The organism is Saccharopolyspora sp. NPDC002376 (genome assembly GCF_053593195.1).
This window is the reverse complement of the sequence record NZ_JBSFBZ010000070.1, coordinates 1-15,341: the sequence shown is the minus strand read 5'-3', so window position 1 is coordinate 15,341 and position 15,341 is coordinate 1. Positions and strand designations below refer to the sequence as shown.

The 15,341-nt window shown below is 69.4% G+C and carries 14 protein-coding genes; 1 reads left to right on the top strand and 13 read right to left on the bottom strand.

Annotation, left to right across the window (positions count from 1 at the left end):
• Positions 1–164 precede the first annotated feature (164 nt).
• From ACWCO2_RS32185 to ACWCO2_RS32155, 7 genes are read right to left on the bottom strand one after another with little or no spacing between them, the layout of a single operon-like run.
• Positions 165–1,250: an ABC transporter ATP-binding protein gene (locus ACWCO2_RS32185; RefSeq protein WP_450131559.1), complete on the bottom strand. Its 1,086-nt coding sequence runs from the start codon at positions 1,248–1,250 to the stop codon at positions 165–167.
• Positions 1,251–1,300: 50 nt separating this feature from the next.
• The gene (locus ACWCO2_RS32180) at positions 1,301–2,047 is read right to left on the bottom strand and encodes an ABC transporter permease (protein ID WP_450131558.1); all 747 of its coding nucleotides are present in this window, start codon (positions 2,045–2,047) and stop codon (positions 1,301–1,303) included.
• An 11-nt stretch (positions 2,048–2,058) separates the two neighbouring features.
• The gene (locus ACWCO2_RS32175) at positions 2,059–2,931 is read right to left on the bottom strand and encodes an ABC transporter permease (protein WP_450131557.1); all 873 of its coding nucleotides are present in this window, start codon (positions 2,929–2,931) and stop codon (positions 2,059–2,061) included.
• Positions 2,932–2,948: 17 nt separating this feature from the next.
• A complete protein-coding gene (locus tag ACWCO2_RS32170) occupies positions 2,949–4,073 on the bottom strand; it encodes an ABC transporter substrate-binding protein (protein ID WP_450131556.1) in 1,125 nt (374 codons plus the stop codon).
• Positions 4,074–4,115: 42 nt separating this feature from the next.
• Positions 4,116–5,570 carry an aminobutyraldehyde dehydrogenase gene (locus ACWCO2_RS32165; protein WP_450131555.1) on the bottom strand — a complete coding sequence of 485 codons (1,455 nt, stop codon included), beginning with the start codon at positions 5,568–5,570 and terminating at the stop codon, positions 4,116–4,118.
• Positions 5,551–6,651 carry a zinc-binding dehydrogenase gene (locus ACWCO2_RS32160; protein ID WP_450131554.1) on the bottom strand — a complete coding sequence of 367 codons (1,101 nt, stop codon included), beginning with the start codon at positions 6,649–6,651 and terminating at the stop codon, positions 5,551–5,553. The genes ACWCO2_RS32165 and ACWCO2_RS32160 overlap by 20 nt, the downstream gene beginning before the upstream one ends.
• On the bottom strand, positions 6,648–7,835 hold the full coding sequence (locus ACWCO2_RS32155; RefSeq protein ID WP_450131553.1) for a mandelate racemase/muconate lactonizing enzyme family protein: 1,188 nt from the start codon (positions 7,833–7,835) through the stop codon (positions 6,648–6,650). Before ACWCO2_RS32155 ends, ACWCO2_RS32160 begins: the two co-directional genes overlap by 4 nt.
• 94 nt (positions 7,836–7,929) lie before the next feature.
• Between ACWCO2_RS32155 and ACWCO2_RS32150 the strand changes: the two genes are divergently transcribed.
• Positions 7,930–8,682: an IclR family transcriptional regulator gene (locus tag ACWCO2_RS32150; protein WP_450131552.1), complete on the top strand. Its 753-nt coding sequence runs from the start codon at positions 7,930–7,932 to the stop codon at positions 8,680–8,682.
• 252 nt (positions 8,683–8,934) lie between these two features.
• On the opposite strand, the gene ACWCO2_RS32145 is transcribed toward ACWCO2_RS32150, so the two are convergent.
• From ACWCO2_RS32145 to ACWCO2_RS32120, 6 genes are read right to left on the bottom strand one after another with little or no spacing between them, the layout of a single operon-like run.
• Positions 8,935–9,444: a quercetin 2,3-dioxygenase gene (locus ACWCO2_RS32145; protein ID WP_450131551.1), complete on the bottom strand. Its 510-nt coding sequence runs from the start codon at positions 9,442–9,444 to the stop codon at positions 8,935–8,937.
• The gene (locus ACWCO2_RS32140; protein WP_450131550.1) at positions 9,441–10,688 is read right to left on the bottom strand and encodes a beta-ketoacyl synthase N-terminal-like domain-containing protein; all 1,248 of its coding nucleotides are present in this window, start codon (positions 10,686–10,688) and stop codon (positions 9,441–9,443) included. Before ACWCO2_RS32140 ends, ACWCO2_RS32145 begins: the two co-directional genes overlap by 4 nt.
• The gene (locus ACWCO2_RS32135) at positions 10,688–12,406 is read right to left on the bottom strand and encodes a beta-ketoacyl [acyl carrier protein] synthase domain-containing protein (protein WP_450131549.1); all 1,719 of its coding nucleotides are present in this window, start codon (positions 12,404–12,406) and stop codon (positions 10,688–10,690) included. Before ACWCO2_RS32135 ends, ACWCO2_RS32140 begins: the two co-directional genes overlap by 1 nt.
• Positions 12,403–13,152: a polyketide synthase gene (locus ACWCO2_RS32130; protein WP_450131548.1), complete on the bottom strand. Its 750-nt coding sequence runs from the start codon at positions 13,150–13,152 to the stop codon at positions 12,403–12,405. The genes ACWCO2_RS32135 and ACWCO2_RS32130 overlap by 4 nt, the downstream gene beginning before the upstream one ends.
• Positions 13,149–13,895 carry an enoyl-CoA hydratase/isomerase family protein gene (locus ACWCO2_RS32125; RefSeq protein ID WP_450131547.1) on the bottom strand — a complete coding sequence of 249 codons (747 nt, stop codon included), beginning with the start codon at positions 13,893–13,895 and terminating at the stop codon, positions 13,149–13,151. Before ACWCO2_RS32125 ends, ACWCO2_RS32130 begins: the two co-directional genes overlap by 4 nt.
• A complete protein-coding gene (locus tag ACWCO2_RS32120) occupies positions 13,883–15,118 on the bottom strand; it encodes a hydroxymethylglutaryl-CoA synthase family protein (protein WP_450131546.1) in 1,236 nt (411 codons plus the stop codon). Before ACWCO2_RS32120 ends, ACWCO2_RS32125 begins: the two co-directional genes overlap by 13 nt.
• Positions 15,119–15,341: the final 223 nt, after the last annotated feature.

Genomic DNA, 15,341 nt, shown 5'->3' with positions numbered 1-15,341 from the left:
GTGTCGTCAAGCAGGTCGAAGAAGCAGGTCCAGCCGGGGATGCGGAGCACGCTGTCGCTGTGCGCTGAGGCCTGTTGCAGGCGCTAACAGGGAGCTACCAGCAGCCGGCGGCATCGATCGCAGATCAACCCTGCAGAACCAAGCTCTTGGGAACTGATCCTGGTTCACCCTCCGCTCCCACTCGGTTTTGGGGTTGCGAGGACTGGGTGGGGGTTGAGGGTTGCTTGGACCTGGGTGCCTCGGGGTAGGTCGGTGGCTTCTGCGTTGGAGACTTGGGCCAGGGCTTTGTTTCCGTCTTCGAGCTGGATCTCGATTCGGCATGTCGAGCCGAGGTAGGTCACCGAAGTCACCTGGGCGTTGGCGTTCTCGCTCGGGGTCAGGCGTAGCGACTCCGGGCGGATGAACGCCGTGGCTGCGCCGGATTGCGCTGAGCCTTCGAGGAGCGGGACTCGGGTGCCGAGGAGTTCGATCGATCCGTTGTCCACGACACCGGGCAGTCGGTTGGTCACGCCGACGAACTCCGCGACGAACGCGGTGCGGGGGCGTTCGTAGAGCTCGACCGGGGTGGCGATCTGCTCCAGGCGTCCGGCGCACATCACGCCCACCCGGTCCGCCATCGCCAGCGCTTCCTCCTGGTCGTGCGTGACGAACAGGGTCGTCGTGCCGACCTCGAGCTGCACCCGGCGGATCTCGTCGCGCAGCTGGGTGCGGACCTTCGCGTCGAGCGCGGACAGCGGCTCGTCCAGCAGCAGCACCTTCGGCTCGATCGCCAGTGCGCGGGCCAACGCGACTCGTTGCTGCTGACCGCCGGAAAGCTGGTGCGGGTACCGATCGGCGTGATCTGCCAGGCCGACGAGATCCAGCATCTCGGCGGTGCGCTTGCGGCGTTCGCGGGGACCCACTCTGCGCAAGCGCAGTCCGTAGGAGACGTTGTCGTGGGCGGTCATGTTGGGGAACAGGCTGTACGCCTGGAAAACCATCCCCATGTCGCGGCGACTGGCGCTCATGCCGGTGACGTCCGACTCGTCGACCAGCACCCGACCGGAGTCGAGCTCCTCCAGACCGGCCAGGGCTCGCAGCGCGGTGGTCTTGCCGCAGCCGGACGGCCCGAGCAGGGCGACGAGTTCGCCCGGCTGGATGTCCAGCGACAGCCCGTCCAATGCCACCACGGAGCCGTACGACCGGCGCAGCTCGGCCAACTGGACCGCCACGCTCGACCGGGCAGTTCGCTGCGCAGTCCGGACGCTCATCACGTCAATCCCTCCATAGTGGACTCCTTCGGTGCGGTCGCGGTGCCCCGCTACCCCGGTGGTCGATTGCGCGGCTTCACCCGGCCCACCGCGAACAGCAGCACGAACGCGAACACGAGCGCGGCGAGCGAGACCGCCACCGACACCGCGGCGTCCCGCTTGCCGAGCAGGTTGATCACGACCTGCAGCGTGTCGAAGTTCAGCAGGCTGGAGATGGCGAACTCGCCCAGCACCAGCGCGACCGAGATGACCGAAGCGGAGATGATCGCGCCGCGGATGTTGGGCACGATGACCCGGATCAGCACCGTCCACCAGGACGAACCGAGGCTGCGCGCCGCTTCGGACAGCGTCACGACGTCGATCGAACCGAGGCCGGCGTCGATCGCGCGGTAGGCGTACGGCAGGACGAGCACGACGTAGACGAAGGTCAGCGTCAGCGGGGAGTTCCCGATCAGGTAGTCGACCCAGGCATAGATCGGCGCGATGCCCACCACGAGCACGATCGCCGGGATCGTCAACGGCAGCAAGCAGAGGAACTCCACGAGTCGGCGCGCCCGCGGCAGTCGGAGGTGCACCCAAGTCATGGTGGGCACCAGCAGTACCAGCATTCCCAACACCGTGAGGACCGCGAGCTGCAACGAGACTGCGATCGACTCGACGAGATCTGCGTTGCCGGCAACGGATTTCCACGCGTCGAGCGAACGCGATCCGTCTCGGCCGCGAGTGGCGAACTCGAGCATCGCGACCAGCGGGAGCAGCAGGTAGGCGCCGACGACTCCGAGCACAACCCAGCGCATCGCCGGTCTTCTCACCGCAGCCATTTCGCCGCCCTCCGCTGCACCAGCGCGTACAGGGACATCGCCACCGCCACGACGAGAACCATCCCCAGTGCCAACGCCTTTCCGACGTTGGCCTGGTCGAGGACGACCTCGCTGGTCAGCGACGCGCCGATCTGCAGCGCGACGATGGGCTGCCCCTGGCTGACCAGCGCGGCCGCGGTGGAGTACGACGAGAACGCGTTGGCGAACAGCAGCAGGCCCGCGCCCAGGAAGCTCGGGGCCAGCACCGGGCCGCCGACGTGTCGCCAGTACGTCCAGGTCGAGCCGCCGAGGCTGTCGGAGGCCTCCCGCCACTGCGGTTGCAGCCCGTCGATGGCCGGCAGGAACACGATCAGCATCAACGGGATCTGGAAGTAGGTGTAGACGACGCCCAACCCGGTCAGGTCGTACAGCCACGCTCCCCCGGAGAACGCGTCGATGCCGAAGTTCTCCTGCAGCAAGAGCGTGATCAGGCCGTTGAACCCGAAGGTGGCGAGGAACGCGAAGGCGAGCATGACGCCACCGAACTGGGCCAGCACACCCGAGGCCGCCACCACCGCGCGGCGCAGGAACCCGTCGGGTTTTCCCTTATGCACCGCCCACGCCAGCAGTCCACCGAGGCTCGCGCCGGTCGCGGCCGTCACGACCGACAGCTCGATGGATCGGAGGAAGGCGTCAAGGTAGTCGCTGCGGCCGAGGACGGCTTCGACGTTGGCCATCGTGGGCCGGCCCGCCCCGTCCTGGAACGCGCCGGACACGACGATGTACGTTGGCCACAGCAGGAAAACCGCGACGTAGCCCAGGAACGGCAGCAACCCGAGGTACGGGACCAGGCGGCGAGCAGGTGCCGATGTGGATCTCATGGCAGGGACTCCCGTTCTCAGCCCACCACTCGCTGCCAGTTGGCGGACAGGTAGTCCTGCCCCCGCTTCAGCTGCTCCCCGGTCAGCACGACCGGTTCGCCGGACGCGGGCGGCAGCTTCGCGAAGGCGGCCTGGTCGATGCTGCCGTCGCGCTGCATCTCATCGGCCAGCACCGGCCGGGCGCTCCCCTTCAGCCAGATGTTCTGGCCCTCCGGGGAGAAGACGAACTCCTGCCAGAGCCGCGCCGCGGCCGGGTGCGGGGCGTCGACGTTGATCGCCTGCTGGTAGTAGGCGCCCACCACCGCGTTCTGCGGGACCATCACCTGCCATCCGGGCACCGACGCGGTCTGACCGATGTTGGTGTAGTCCCAGTCGATCACGACCGGGGTCTGGCCGGACGAGATCGTCGCCGGGGTCGGGTCGACCGGCAGCAGGTTCCCGGATTCCTTGAGCTGGCGGAAGAACTCCACTCCCGGCGCGATGTCGTCGGCCGAGCCGCCGTTGGCGATCGCGGCCATCACCACGCCGTGGAAGCCGGCGGAGGCCTGCGTCGGGTCGCCGTTGAGCGCGACCTTCCCGCGGTACTCCGGCTTGAGCAGGTCGGCGAGGGAGGCCAGGGCGGGCACCTTGGTCGAGTCGAAGCCGATCGAGGTGTACCCGGTGTAGTCGCTGACCCACCGCCCTTCCGGATCCTTGAGGTTGTCCGGGATCCGCGCCCAGTTCGCGTGCTGGTACGGCGCGAACTGGGCGAGGTTTGCCAGGGTGACGTTGCTGCCCAGGTCGAAGACGTCGGGAGCCCGGTCCTGGCCGCGGAGCTGCTTGGCCGCGTTGATCTCGTCCTGGCTGTTGGCGTCCGGCTGGGCCGAGTTGACGCGGATGCCGTACTTGGCCTCGAAGGCCTTGAGCATCTCGCCGTAGTTCGCCCAGTCCGGCGGCAGGGCGATCACGTTCAGCTGGCCCTCCTCCTTGGCGGCCGCGGCGAGGCCCTCCACACCGCCCAGGTCGGCGGCCGACTTCGCGGTCGCGGCGGGACTGGCCGCCTGGTCGCCGCCACCCGGTGGTGCGGGCGGTGCGCCGCAGCCGGCTAACAGCAGGGACGCACAGGCCGCGGACAACGCGGCGAGCGAACGCAACGAAAGCACAAGGACCTCCAACGTGCGGTGAACCGGGTTCGGGTCGCCGCCCTACTCGGACAGCTTGACCATGACGTGCTTGATCTCGGTGAACTCCTCCAGCGAGTAGATCGACCGCTCCTTGCCGTAGCCGGATTCCTTGAACCCGCCCCACGGCATTTCGGGCGTGACTGGCCCGTGGTCGTTGATCCACACCGTTCCGAAGCGCAGCCGCCGCGCCGCCTGCATGGCGCGACCGACGTCGCGGGTGAACACCGACGCTCCGAGGCCGTAGACGACGTCGTTGGCCAGCGCGAACGCCGCGTCGTCGTCCTCGACGCGCTGCACGGTCAGCACCGGGCCGAAGACCTCCCTCTGGACGATCTCGCTGCGCTGGTCCACATCGGTGAGCACCGTCGGGGCCACGAAGAACCCACTGCGTTCGATCGCACCACCACCGGCGCGGACCTTCGCGCCTGCGGCCACCGCGCGGTCCAGGAACCCGACGACCCGATCCCGGTGTGCCTCGTGTGCGACCGGTCCCATCTCCATGTCCGGGGCTGACGGGTCGCCGACTCGCAACGACTCGACCGAGGCGACCAGCGCCTCCACGACCTGGTCGTAGTTGCTGGCGCTGACCAGCACTCGGGACGCGGCGCTGCAGTCCTGGCCGGTGTTCCAGAAGGCCGATGCGCGCAGTGCGGTCGCGACTTCGCCCGGGTCGGCGTCCTCGAGGACCACCGCGGGTGCCTTGCCGCCCAGTTCCAGGTGCACGCGCTTGAGCGTGTCCGCCGCCGTGCGGGCGACCTCCTTGCCGGTGGCCGAATCGCCGGTCAGCGAGATGATGTCCACCTCGGGGTGCTCCACGAGCGGCACTCCCGCCCCGGGCCCGTCGCCGGTGACCACGTTCAGCACGCCGGGCGGGAAGATGTCGGCGGCCAGACCGGCGAGGCGCAGCGTCGTCAACGGGGTCTGCTCCGACGGTTTGAGCACGACCGGGTTGCCGGCCGCCAGTGCCGGACCGAGCTTGGTGACCGCCATGAGCAGCGGGTAGTTCCACGGCGTGACCAGCCCGGCGACGCCGATCGCCTCCCGGCGGATCATCGAGGTGTAGCCGCGGGCGTACTCCCCGGCGGCCCTCCCCTCCAGGCAGCGCGCGGCACCGGCGAAGAACCTCAGCCGGTCAGCCGCGCTGCTGACCTCGCCGCGGGCGGCGCTGATCGGTTTGCCGACGTTGCGCGACTCCAGGTCGGCGAGCACGTCCGCATCGGCCAGGACTGCGTCGGCGAGGGCGAGCAGCCGCTCAGCCCGCTCCCCCGGTGTGGTCTCCGACCATCGATCAGCCGCGCGACGGGCTGCCGCCACTGCGCGGTCGATGTCGGTGCTGGAGCTGCGTGCGACGGCTGCGATGGTGCACCCTGACGCGGGATCGACGACGTCCATGGTGGATCCGTCGGCGGCCGGCGACCAGGATCCGTCGATGAAGTTCTGGTCGTGCTGGACCAGGTCAGTCGAAGACGAGGACATTGCGGGCTCCTTCCCCATTGCGCAGGCGGTCGAACGCGTCGTCGAGATCGGTGAGCCCGATGCGGCGGCTGATGAGCTCGTCGAGGTGGAGTTCGCCCGCCAGGTAGCGGTCGACCAGTGCGGGCACGTCCGTCATCAGGTGGGACGAGCCGAAGTAGCAACCCCGCAAGGTCTGCTCGTTGACCAGCGGGCCGGAGTCGAGGGTCAGCGTCGCGCCCTGCTTCATCAGGCCCACCACCACGACTTCGCCGCCGGCGTCGAGCGAGTTCCACGCCTGCTGGATGGTCTGCTCGCGGCCGAGCGCCTCGAAGGCGTGGTCCACACCGTCGGTCAACGCCCGGATCACCGCCACCGGGTCCTGCTCCCCGGCGTGCACGACGTCCGTGGCACCGAGTTTCCTGGCCAGTTCGAGCTTTTCCTCGTTCACGTCGACCGCGATGATCTGCTCCGCGCCGCGGATCCGCGCGCCCTGCACGACGTTGAGCCCGACGCCACCGCAGCCGAACACCGCGACCCGCGACCCCGTCCGGACGCTGGAGGTGTTCTGCACGGCGCCGTAGCCGGTGAGCACCGCACAGCTCAACAGCGCGGCGCGGTCCAGCGGCATGGCCGGATCCACCGCCACCGCACCGGATTCGGGTACCACGGCATATTCGGCGAAGGACGACACGGTCAGGAAGTGGTTGATCCGTTCGCCATCGCGGGTGAGGCGGCTGGAGCCGTCCAGGAGGTTGCCGTCCGCCATCGCGTTGCCCGCCGTGGTGCAGAAGTTCGGTCGCCCGCGCTGGCAGAACGCGCACTGCCCGCAGGACGGGACGATGGACATCACCACGTGGTCACCGGTCTTCAACCGCGTCACCCCCGGCCCGACGTCCGCGACGACACCGGCCGCCTCGTGCCCGAGCACCACCGGGAACGGCGCGAGCGAGCGCTTGCCGTCGATGACGTTGAGGTCGCTCGCGCACAGCCCGCTCGCGGCGACCTTGACGAGCACTTCTCCGTGCTGCGGTGGTGCGAGTTCGAGCTCGTCCACTTCGAACCGGGTTCCCGTGCCGCTCAACACGGCAGCGCTGATCTTCAACTGGAGCCTCCTTGTTCCGCGGCGAACGAGCAGTCGCCGCGTTCGATGACGTGCACCGCGTGGTGCGCGATGCGGTCCTCGTCGAGGACGAACCCGAAACCCGGCCGCTCGGGGACCTGGACGTGACCGGTTTCGTCGATGGTCAGCGGTTCGGCGAGCATCTGGTCCCGGGCCGCGGCGTTGAGGCCGCTCGGCGGATCGTGCGGGAACTCCAGGTACTCGCAGTTGGTCAGCGACGCTGCCAGGTGCAGGTGCACCAGCATTCCCAGTCCGTTGCCCCAGGTGTGCGGAACGACGTCCACACCGGACAGTTCGGCGAAGGCGGCCAGCTTTCGGATGCCGGACACCGTCTCGGACTTCACCGCATCGGGCTGCAGCACGTCGAAGCACCCCTGCTCCAGCAGCTGCTTGAACTCGTGGAGACCGTGGTTGTCCTCGCCACCGGCGAGCTTGAGGCCCTCCAGCCGGTCGCGCAGCCTGGCCAGGTTCCGGTGGTCGTGCCGCGGCAGCGGTTCTTCCAGCCACGTCGCGCCGAGCCGCTCAAGCTCACGGGCCACGCCCAGCGCAGTGCGGAAGTCCCACACGCGGTGCCCGCCGACGCCTGGATCGGCACTGGCCTGGTTGGCGTCGACCATCAGCTCGACGTGGTCGCCGACCTTCGCCCGGACGGCCTCGGCAACGGCCAAGTCGTCGCGGGGATCGTCCTCGTGGAAGCGGAGTTTGACCGCGGTGAACCCCTCGTCGACGAGGCGCGACACGTCCTCGGCGCGAGTCTTCGGGTCGCGCAGCTCGCCGGTGGAGCAGTAGGCGCGCACCCGGTCGCCGGCTCCGCCCCACAACCGGCTGACCGGTAGTCCGGCAGCCTTTCCCAGCAGGTCCCACAGCGGGATCTCCATGCAGTACGGGGGCGGTCCGAGGATTTCCGCGTCCCGGATCAGCACCGCCAGCCGATCGATGCGGGTCGGGTCCTGCCCGATCAGGTGCGGCGTGATGAAGCGGTCGATGGCGACCGCCGACTCCATCCCGCCGTGGGCGGCGCCGACACCCACCAGCCCGTCGTCGGTTCCGACCTCGAAGAGCACCATCGGCAACGTCGTCTGAACTCGGCCACGTCCCCAAGCTGGCCGGAACGGCTGGTCGAGCGGGAACTCCACCAGTCGGCTCCGGATCCCGGTGATGCGCACGGTCTACCGCCACCTTCCCAGCAATGCTGCTATCGTGAAACGGTCGTCGCACCATAGCAGCGGATTTTTGGACTGGGAACCCCAAGGAGCGCAGTTGACCGATCGAGTGCAGGCCGTCGAACGCGCCCTTCAGCTTCTGGAAGAGGTTGCGGCCAGCGAAGTTCCGCTCACCGCGCCCGAGATCGCGCAGAGAGCCGGGGTCAACCGCGGCACCGCTTGGCGCCTGCTGAGCACGCTCGAGCACTTCGACCTCGTCGAGCGGGACCCGCTCAGCGGCCGGTACTCGGTGTCCTACGGCGCGGTTCGGCTCTCCACCGCGACCAACGCCGGGTCGCTGGTCCGGCGGTCCAGACCGACCCTGGAGCACCTGGCGGCCGAAACCGACGGCAGCGCCTTCCTCGAGGTGGCCAGCCGCGGGAACCTGGTCGTGCTGGACGAAGCGCGCCCCAGCAGTCCGGTGCTGATCGACCTGGCCGGCATGGAGATCCCGCTGCACTGCGGATCGGTCGGCAAGCTCTACCTCGCCTCACTACCCGAGGACGAACTGCAGCACTACCTGGAAGGGCCGCTGGCGGCGCCGACCGAGCACACCATCACCGACCCGGCGGCGCTTCGCGAACAGTTCGAGGAGTGCCGGCGGACCGGCGTCGCGTTCAACTACATGGAACACCGCGAGGAGTGGTGCGGGATCAGCTCCGCGGTCCGCGACCGCGCGGGCCGCGACCTGGCGTACCTGAACGTCACGCTGCCCACCTACCGCTGGACCAAAACGGCCTTGCACACCCTCGCGGAAACTCTCGCGACCGCAGCGCGCGAAATCGAGGCTCAGCTCACCCCCGGCTCCTGACCGCAGAGCGGATGCTCGCGCCTGCTCACGTTGCGCACTGCCGTTGCGACGGAGCTCTTGCCGCTGCCCGAGTTTCCCCGGATCACTACCAAACGGGTCCGCGAGGAGCCGACCAATCCCATTCATCAGAGGCTAGCGATCGGGGCTACTACCAGGCCAGCCACTCCTGGATGAAAATTGTCCATATTGGACTTTATGTTCAGCGGGGCGCGCCGCGCAATGGCGCGCCCCGCTTTGCTCTGCTGTGGGTGATCAGGCGGGTTCGCCTGGTGGGGGTAGTTGGACCTCGAGGCCGTACTTGGGGGCCAGGGTCATCGCTCGGTGGAGTTGTTCTTCGGACATCGGTTGCGGGGGGACTCCTGGTTCGGCTTTGTCGCCGACGCCTGCGAAGTAGCGGTCCATGCCGCCTGGGGTGTACATCGTTAGGGTTTTTCCTGGGTGGATTCCGATGTTTCGGAGGCTGTGGACCGTTCCTCTGGGGACGAAGATGAAGTCTCCTGGGCCTGCTCGGAAGGTTTGGCCGTCGGAGAAGAACTCGAGGTCACCGGCCAGCACGTAGATGCCTTCGTCTTCGTTGGAGTGGATGTGCGGGGGCGGGCCGTCGCCGGGTGGGACCGAGACCTCCATCAGGCTCAGGGAGCCTCCGGTGTTCTCCTTGGTCGCCTTCAGCGTGTAGATGTCCGCGCCGATCCAGACCGACTCGCCCTCGTCGGCCGGCACGTGCAGCAGGCCCTTCTGGGGCTCCGCGTCGTTGCTGGTCACTCGACCTCCATGGTTTGACGTGCGTTGCTGTGCAGGACGATTGCGGCGTTGATCCCGCTGAAGGCGACGCTGTTGGACACCGCCAGCCGGATCGGTGCCGTCTTGGCGGTTTCGCCCACCAGGGACGGGGTTTCGTCGATGGGTTCGTGCAGGTTCGGGTTGCCGTGGACGAATCCGCCGCGCAGTTGCAGAGCGGTGGCGATCAGCTCCTGCAGTCCCGCTGCGGTCAGGCAGTGCCCGACCAGGGGTTTGGTGGAGTTGATCAGAGGTGTGGAGCCGAAGACCTCGGTGAGGGCGTGGGCCTCCGCCGTGTCGCCGGCCCGCGAACCCGTGCCGTGGGCGTTGACGTAGTCGACCTCGTCCGGCCGCACCTGGGCTGATGCCAGCGCGGCGCGCAGTGCGGCGGCCTGGCCAGTCGGGTTCGGGTCGGTGCCGCGTCGTGCGTCGAGGCGTTGGCCCCAGCCCGCGATTGCGGCCATCGGCCGCACTCGCGCACGGCTCTCCAGCACGATCGCAGCGGCACCCTGGCCGTAGACGAAGCCGCGTCGCTGCGCGTCGAACGGGCGGCAGAGCTGCCACGGCGCTATCGCGTCGTCCGGAGCCGCCATCGCGCCGCTGTCGCGGAAGGCTCGGAGTTCGGCGGCGGACAGCTCCGTCACCGGTGCCACGACCAGGCAGGAGTCGACCTCGCCTGCAGCGACCAGGCGGGCGCCGAGGATCGTGGCGACGGTGCTGCTGGCCGAGGCTGCGCCGGCTGTCCAGCCCTCGCCTGCGACGCCGGTCGCTTGGCTGACCGTGCCGACGACATCGGTGTCCAGGTGGGTGAGGACGTGCGACGGGCGCAGGCTGCTCGGCCGGTCGTGGAATCCGCGTAGGGCCTCGGCGTGGTAGCCGAGCGCGAGGTTGTTGCCCGCCACGATCAGGGCGGTGTTCTCCCGGTTTTCGAGCCCGGCCGAACGCAGCGCTGCCTCCGCAACACACGCGGCGGTCTGCCCGGGCAGGGCGGACCGGTGGGTCGCGCGCTTGAGCCGGGCCGCTGCGTCGGGAGCGTCGTGCAGGTGGCGCTCCGCCCAGGCTGCGACGGAGAATCTGTCGAGCTGCGCGGCGACTTCCGTCTTGGACTCGGCGGGCAGGTCGACCGCGCGCACACCGCTTCGACCCTCGCGCAGGGCGGCGGTGAAGCTGTCGAGGTCGTCGGCGACGGAGTTGAGCACGCTCGCGCCGGTGATCAGGACGTCGCGCATCACCGGGCGACCTTGCGAGTCTTCGGGGCGATCCCGTGGGGCGTGCGGCGGAACGGGTAGCCGGGCAGGCGCACGCGGTGGCGCGGCGGCTGATGCCACAGCTTCGACCACTCGGTTTCCCCGCCGCCCAACCATTCCTGGACTCGTGGATCGGTTTCCGGTGAGTTTTCAATGCCTTCCGCGATCCGCACCAGTCCGGCACGCAGTTCCTCGTTCGTGCTCGCTCGCACCACTGCGCGGGCGGCAAGGTGGTCACGGCCGGTTTGCAGCGTCCAGGCGGTGGCGGTTGGTTCCGGAGCCGTCGACCCGGCAACGAAGTCGGCGAGCCTGGCGGCGACCCGGCGCAGGGCGTCGTCGTCGGTACCGCTGATCGGGAACGGCATCGACGTCCCACCCCAGGAGCCGTCCGGCGATTCCACGGCGGGTGGTTCCTCCAGCACCACGTGGGCATTCGATCCACCGATGCCGAAGGAGCTGACGCCCAACCTTCGGGGAGCGTCCCCCGGCTCCCACGGCACGCTGCCGACCGCCACCTCGGTCGGTTGGTCGTGGATCTCCAGATTCCCGTCCATGCCGAGGATTCCGGCGCCGGTGGGGATCGCCCCGCTGCGCAGGACCAGCACCGCCTTGGCCAGGCTCGCCGTGCCCGCAGCGCCTTCCAGGTGGCCGATGACGGCTTTCACGGTGCCGATCCACAACCGTCCGCCCGGTCCCGCGAAGCGCACCGGGCCCTCCGTGTGCGCGCGGACCAGCTCGCGCAAACCGTTGAGCTCCTCGACGTCCAGCTTGGTTCCGGGCGCGTGAGCTTCTAGGTAGCCCAGCGACGCCGGGTCCACATCGCCTTGCGCTAGCGTTCGGCGCAACAACCGGGCTTGGGAGCCGCTGTCGGTCTTGACCAGTCCGCCGGCCCGGCCGTCGTGGTTGGCCGCCGCGCCTCGGATGACCGCCAGCACCGGGTCACCGGCCTCCAGCGCGTCGTCGAGCCGCTTGACCACGAAGCACAGCACGCCTTCCCCGCGGACGTACCCGTTGGCGTCGTCGGAGAAGGGGCGGCAGGTTCCCGACGGCGACAGCGCGCCCATGTGCGCCAGCGCTCCGGTGAGCCAGCCCGAGGCGTAGACGTTGGAGCCGCCGACGATGGCCGTGTCGAAGTCGCCCGCTCGCAGGCCGGAGGCCGCCAGCGCCAGCGCGCTCAGGCCGCTGGAACAGGCGGTGTCGACCGTGATGCTGGGGCCGCACAGGTCAAAGAAGTTCGAGACCCGGTTCGACAGGTAGGCGGCGATGCTGCCGGTCAGCGAGTAGCGGTCCAGCACGCCGGTGCTGATCATCCCATCCCGGAAGTCGCTCGTGGACGAGCCGACGAACACCCCGACCTCCTGGCCGCGCAGACTGCTCGGCGCGATGCCGGCCGACTCCAGCGCCCGCCAGGTGGTCTCCAGCAGCAACCGCTGCTGCGGGTCCATCCACACCGCCATCCGCCCGACGACGTCGAAGAACTCGGCGTCGAAGGTGTCCACATCGGACACCAGGGCGGCGGTCAGCCCGCCTTCCCCGGCGACTTCGGCGTCGTAACCGACGAGGCGCTCGGCGGGGACCGGTCCCATCATGGGGCGGCCGGCCAGCAGCGTTTCCCAGAACTCGTCGACGTCGTCGCCACCGGGCACCCGGCAGGACATCCCCACGATCGCCAACGGAGCCAACTGCGCATTCTTGGTCACCGAGCTATCTCCTCTGCTCGTCCGTACCGCTGCTCGACCAGTCGCCGGAAATCGGCGGAATCCCAAGCCTGTTCATGCCTGCCGACCTCGACCTCGATCGCGGCGTCACCCGCGGCCAGCGCCTGCTCGGCGAATTGGCCTTTGAGCAGCTCCAACGCGTACCGCGGCGCCCGCGCCATGCCGCGGGCCAGGTCAAGCGCGGTGTCGAACACCAACTCGTGCGGCACGACCTTCACCGGTGCCGAACGGGCGCGGAGCTCGGCTCCCGCGTAGCCGCGGGCGGTCAGCAGCATCTCGGCGCCGAGGGTGTGCCCGAGACGGCTCGGCAGCAGCCAGGTCGTGCCGTACTCCGGCACCAGGCCGTAGTTCAGGAAGTTCGCCGCGTAGCGGGAGCGCTCGGAGAGCACCGGCACGTCGGCGTACAGGCCGAAGCTGAGCCCGCCGCCGATGGCGTGGCCCTGCATCGCCGCGACCACCGGCAGCGGGCAGTGCGGGAAGGCTCGGACGAACGGTTCGACATCGGCGCGCTCGTCGGTCAGCAAGTACTCCCGGCTGGCACCGGCGGCGAAGACGGTGGGCAGGCCCGCAGCGACGATCACGTGCACGGCAGGATCGGACGCCGCTTCGGCCAGCGCGGCCGGGACGGCTTCGACCAGGTCTGGTGAGATCGCGTTGCCGCCCTGGACGTCGGCCACCGTGACCACCGCGACACGTCCATCGGTCTCGACCGTCACCAGATCGCTCACAGCAACCCCTCCTCGCGCAACCGCCGCACTCGGGAACGCACCCCCGGATCGGTGACCGCTCGCTCGAACACGCGGTGCGCGTGGTCGGAGTAGTTCTCCGGTAGCGGATCGAGCATGCGGTGGCAGGACTTCAGATCGCCGACCGCGTCAGGTCTCGGCATGCGCCGCAGGGCGCGCAGGATCCGTCGCAGCGCCTCTTCCGGCTGGTCCGCCACTTCGTCGACCAAACCGAGCGCGTGAGCCTCGGCCGCGTCGAGCTCCTCGGCCAGGACCGACCTGCGGAACACCTCCCGGGTTCCGATCCGGGCCGAGACGAACGGGGTGATCAGGGCCGGTACCAGGCCGAGCAGCAGTTCGGTGAGGCGGAAGCGCGCGTTCGGCCCGGCCAGCACGAAATCGCAGCTGCTCGCCAGCCCCACCCCGCCACCCGTCGCGCGGCCGGTCACCATCGCGACGGTCACCAGCGGGCTGTTCACCAAGCCGGACAACAGTTCCCACAAAGTCTTGCCGTCCGCAGCGGTCCAGGACTCCGGCGAATCCACTATGGACAAATCGATGCCGGCGCAGAAGGCGTCGCCTTCTGAAGTCAGGACGACCACCCGGCACCCGGGCGTCCGTTCGGCGGTGCGCAGACCGTCGAGCAGCTCGCCCACCACGTCGCCGCGCAACGCGTTGCCCGCTTCCGGGCGGCACAACCGCAACCGCGCGCAGGCACCGCTGATCTCCACGCTCACTGGAGCCATCGGTATTCCCTGCGGTAGTCGGCAACCGAGGCCAGCACTGCTCGTGGACGCTCGCCGGTTCCCCAGCTCGCCAGCTCCACGCCGTCGACCTCGCCGTGCTCAGCGCCGAACCCCACGGCCTGCGCCCGGTCCACGGCAGCGTCGTAGTCGTCGACGGTCAGCCTGGTGCGGGCCGCGAGTTCGCGTTCCAGACCGGTTTCGGCGACCAACTGCCGTGCGCCGAGCACCACTTCGCCGGCGAGGAACTCCGAAGCACAACCGGATCCGTAGCTGAACACGCCCACCGACAACCGATCATCGGTTGGCGCTGCGGCGATCGCGCTGATCAGCGCCAGCAGCGTGGTCCCGGAGTAGATGTTGCCGACCTGCTCGGGGAACCGCAGCGACGGCGCCACCCGGCGCGCGAAGTCCTCCTGCTCGCCACCCCTTCCCAGATCGGACAGCTTGCGCACGCCGGTGCGGTGCGCGCCGCGGACCATCCCCGGGAACGGGGTGTGCATCGCCAGCAAGTCGTAGGAACCGACGAAGTCCACCCCCGGCTTGCGCGCGGCGTGGTCGGCGAACGCACCCAGCAGGCAGTCCAGGTAGGCCATCAGCGACAGGTCGGTGTCCATCACGTCGATGTCCGGCGCCGGGCGGAAGAAGTCGGGCGTCTCGTAGCCGTAGCAACCGGAGGTGCCCAGCTCCAGCTCGACGATCCGGGGCTCCTCCCCGACCAGCACAGCCACCGCCGCGGCCCCCTGCGCGGGCTCCATGTAGGAGCCCCGGGTCGGCACCGGCGTGTCCGAGGCGATCACCAACGCCCGGCTGCCCGGCTCGGCAGCCACCATCGACGCCGCCAGTTGCAAGGCCGCGACACCGCCGTGGCAGGCCTGCTTGACCTCGAACAACCGGCATTGCCGCGGCAGGTCAAGCAGGCGGTGCACGTGCGTGCTCGCCGCCTTCGACAGGTCCAGCGGCGACTCGGTGGCCACCACCAGCGTCCGGATGCTCCGGCGCTCGGCATCGGTGAGCGCGTCGACGATCGGCCGAGCCGCGGTGGCCGCCATCGCCACGATGTCCTCACCGGGGGCTGCCACGCTCTTGCGACGCAGCCCCAGGTTGCCGAGCCGCGCCGGGTCGAGACCACGAGCGGCGAACAGGTCCTCGGTCTCCAGGTAGGCGCTGGCGCAGTACGCACCCACCGCGTCGACGCCCACCCGAAGTGCGTTTCCGGAGTTCATCCGCCCCATCCCTGTTTGCCGTTTCATCGTGGCCAGCGACCGCATCCGCGGCGCCAGACCAGGCAGACACATCGAAGTTCCGCCAAGCGCCGCCAGGCGCTTTCAGGCCCACCCTCGCAACTTGCACCGCCGCGGGTTCTCAGACGTCGCCTGGCGAGGACAGCCCGTTTGCCGTGTATTGGACATACATAAAAACGGGATCCCGCAGCCAGGCGGCGTCTGA

What these genes read in the sequence shown, in the direction of transcription:
- ACWCO2_RS32120 (WP_450131546.1), bottom strand. Translation starts at nt 15,118, where the DNA reads ATGAACTCCGGAAACGCACTTCGGGTGGGCGTCGACGCGGTGGGTGCG.
- ACWCO2_RS32175 (WP_450131557.1), bottom strand. Translation starts at nt 2,931, where the DNA reads ATGAGATCCACATCGGCACCTGCTCGCCGCCTGGTCCCGTACCTCGGG.
- ACWCO2_RS32180 (WP_450131558.1), bottom strand. Translation starts at nt 2,047, where the DNA reads ATGCGCTGGGTTGTGCTCGGAGTCGTCGGCGCCTACCTGCTGCTCCCG.
- ACWCO2_RS32165 (WP_450131555.1), bottom strand. Translation starts at nt 5,570, where the DNA reads ATGTCCTCGTCTTCGACTGACCTGGTCCAGCACGACCAGAACTTCATC.
- ACWCO2_RS32125 (WP_450131547.1), bottom strand. Translation starts at nt 13,895, where the DNA reads ATGGCTCCAGTGAGCGTGGAGATCAGCGGTGCCTGCGCGCGGTTGCGG.
- ACWCO2_RS32185 (WP_450131559.1), bottom strand. Translation starts at nt 1,250, where the DNA reads ATGAGCGTCCGGACTGCGCAGCGAACTGCCCGGTCGAGCGTGGCGGTC.
- ACWCO2_RS32140 (WP_450131550.1), bottom strand. Translation starts at nt 10,688, where the DNA reads ATGCGCGACGTCCTGATCACCGGCGCGAGCGTGCTCAACTCCGTCGCC.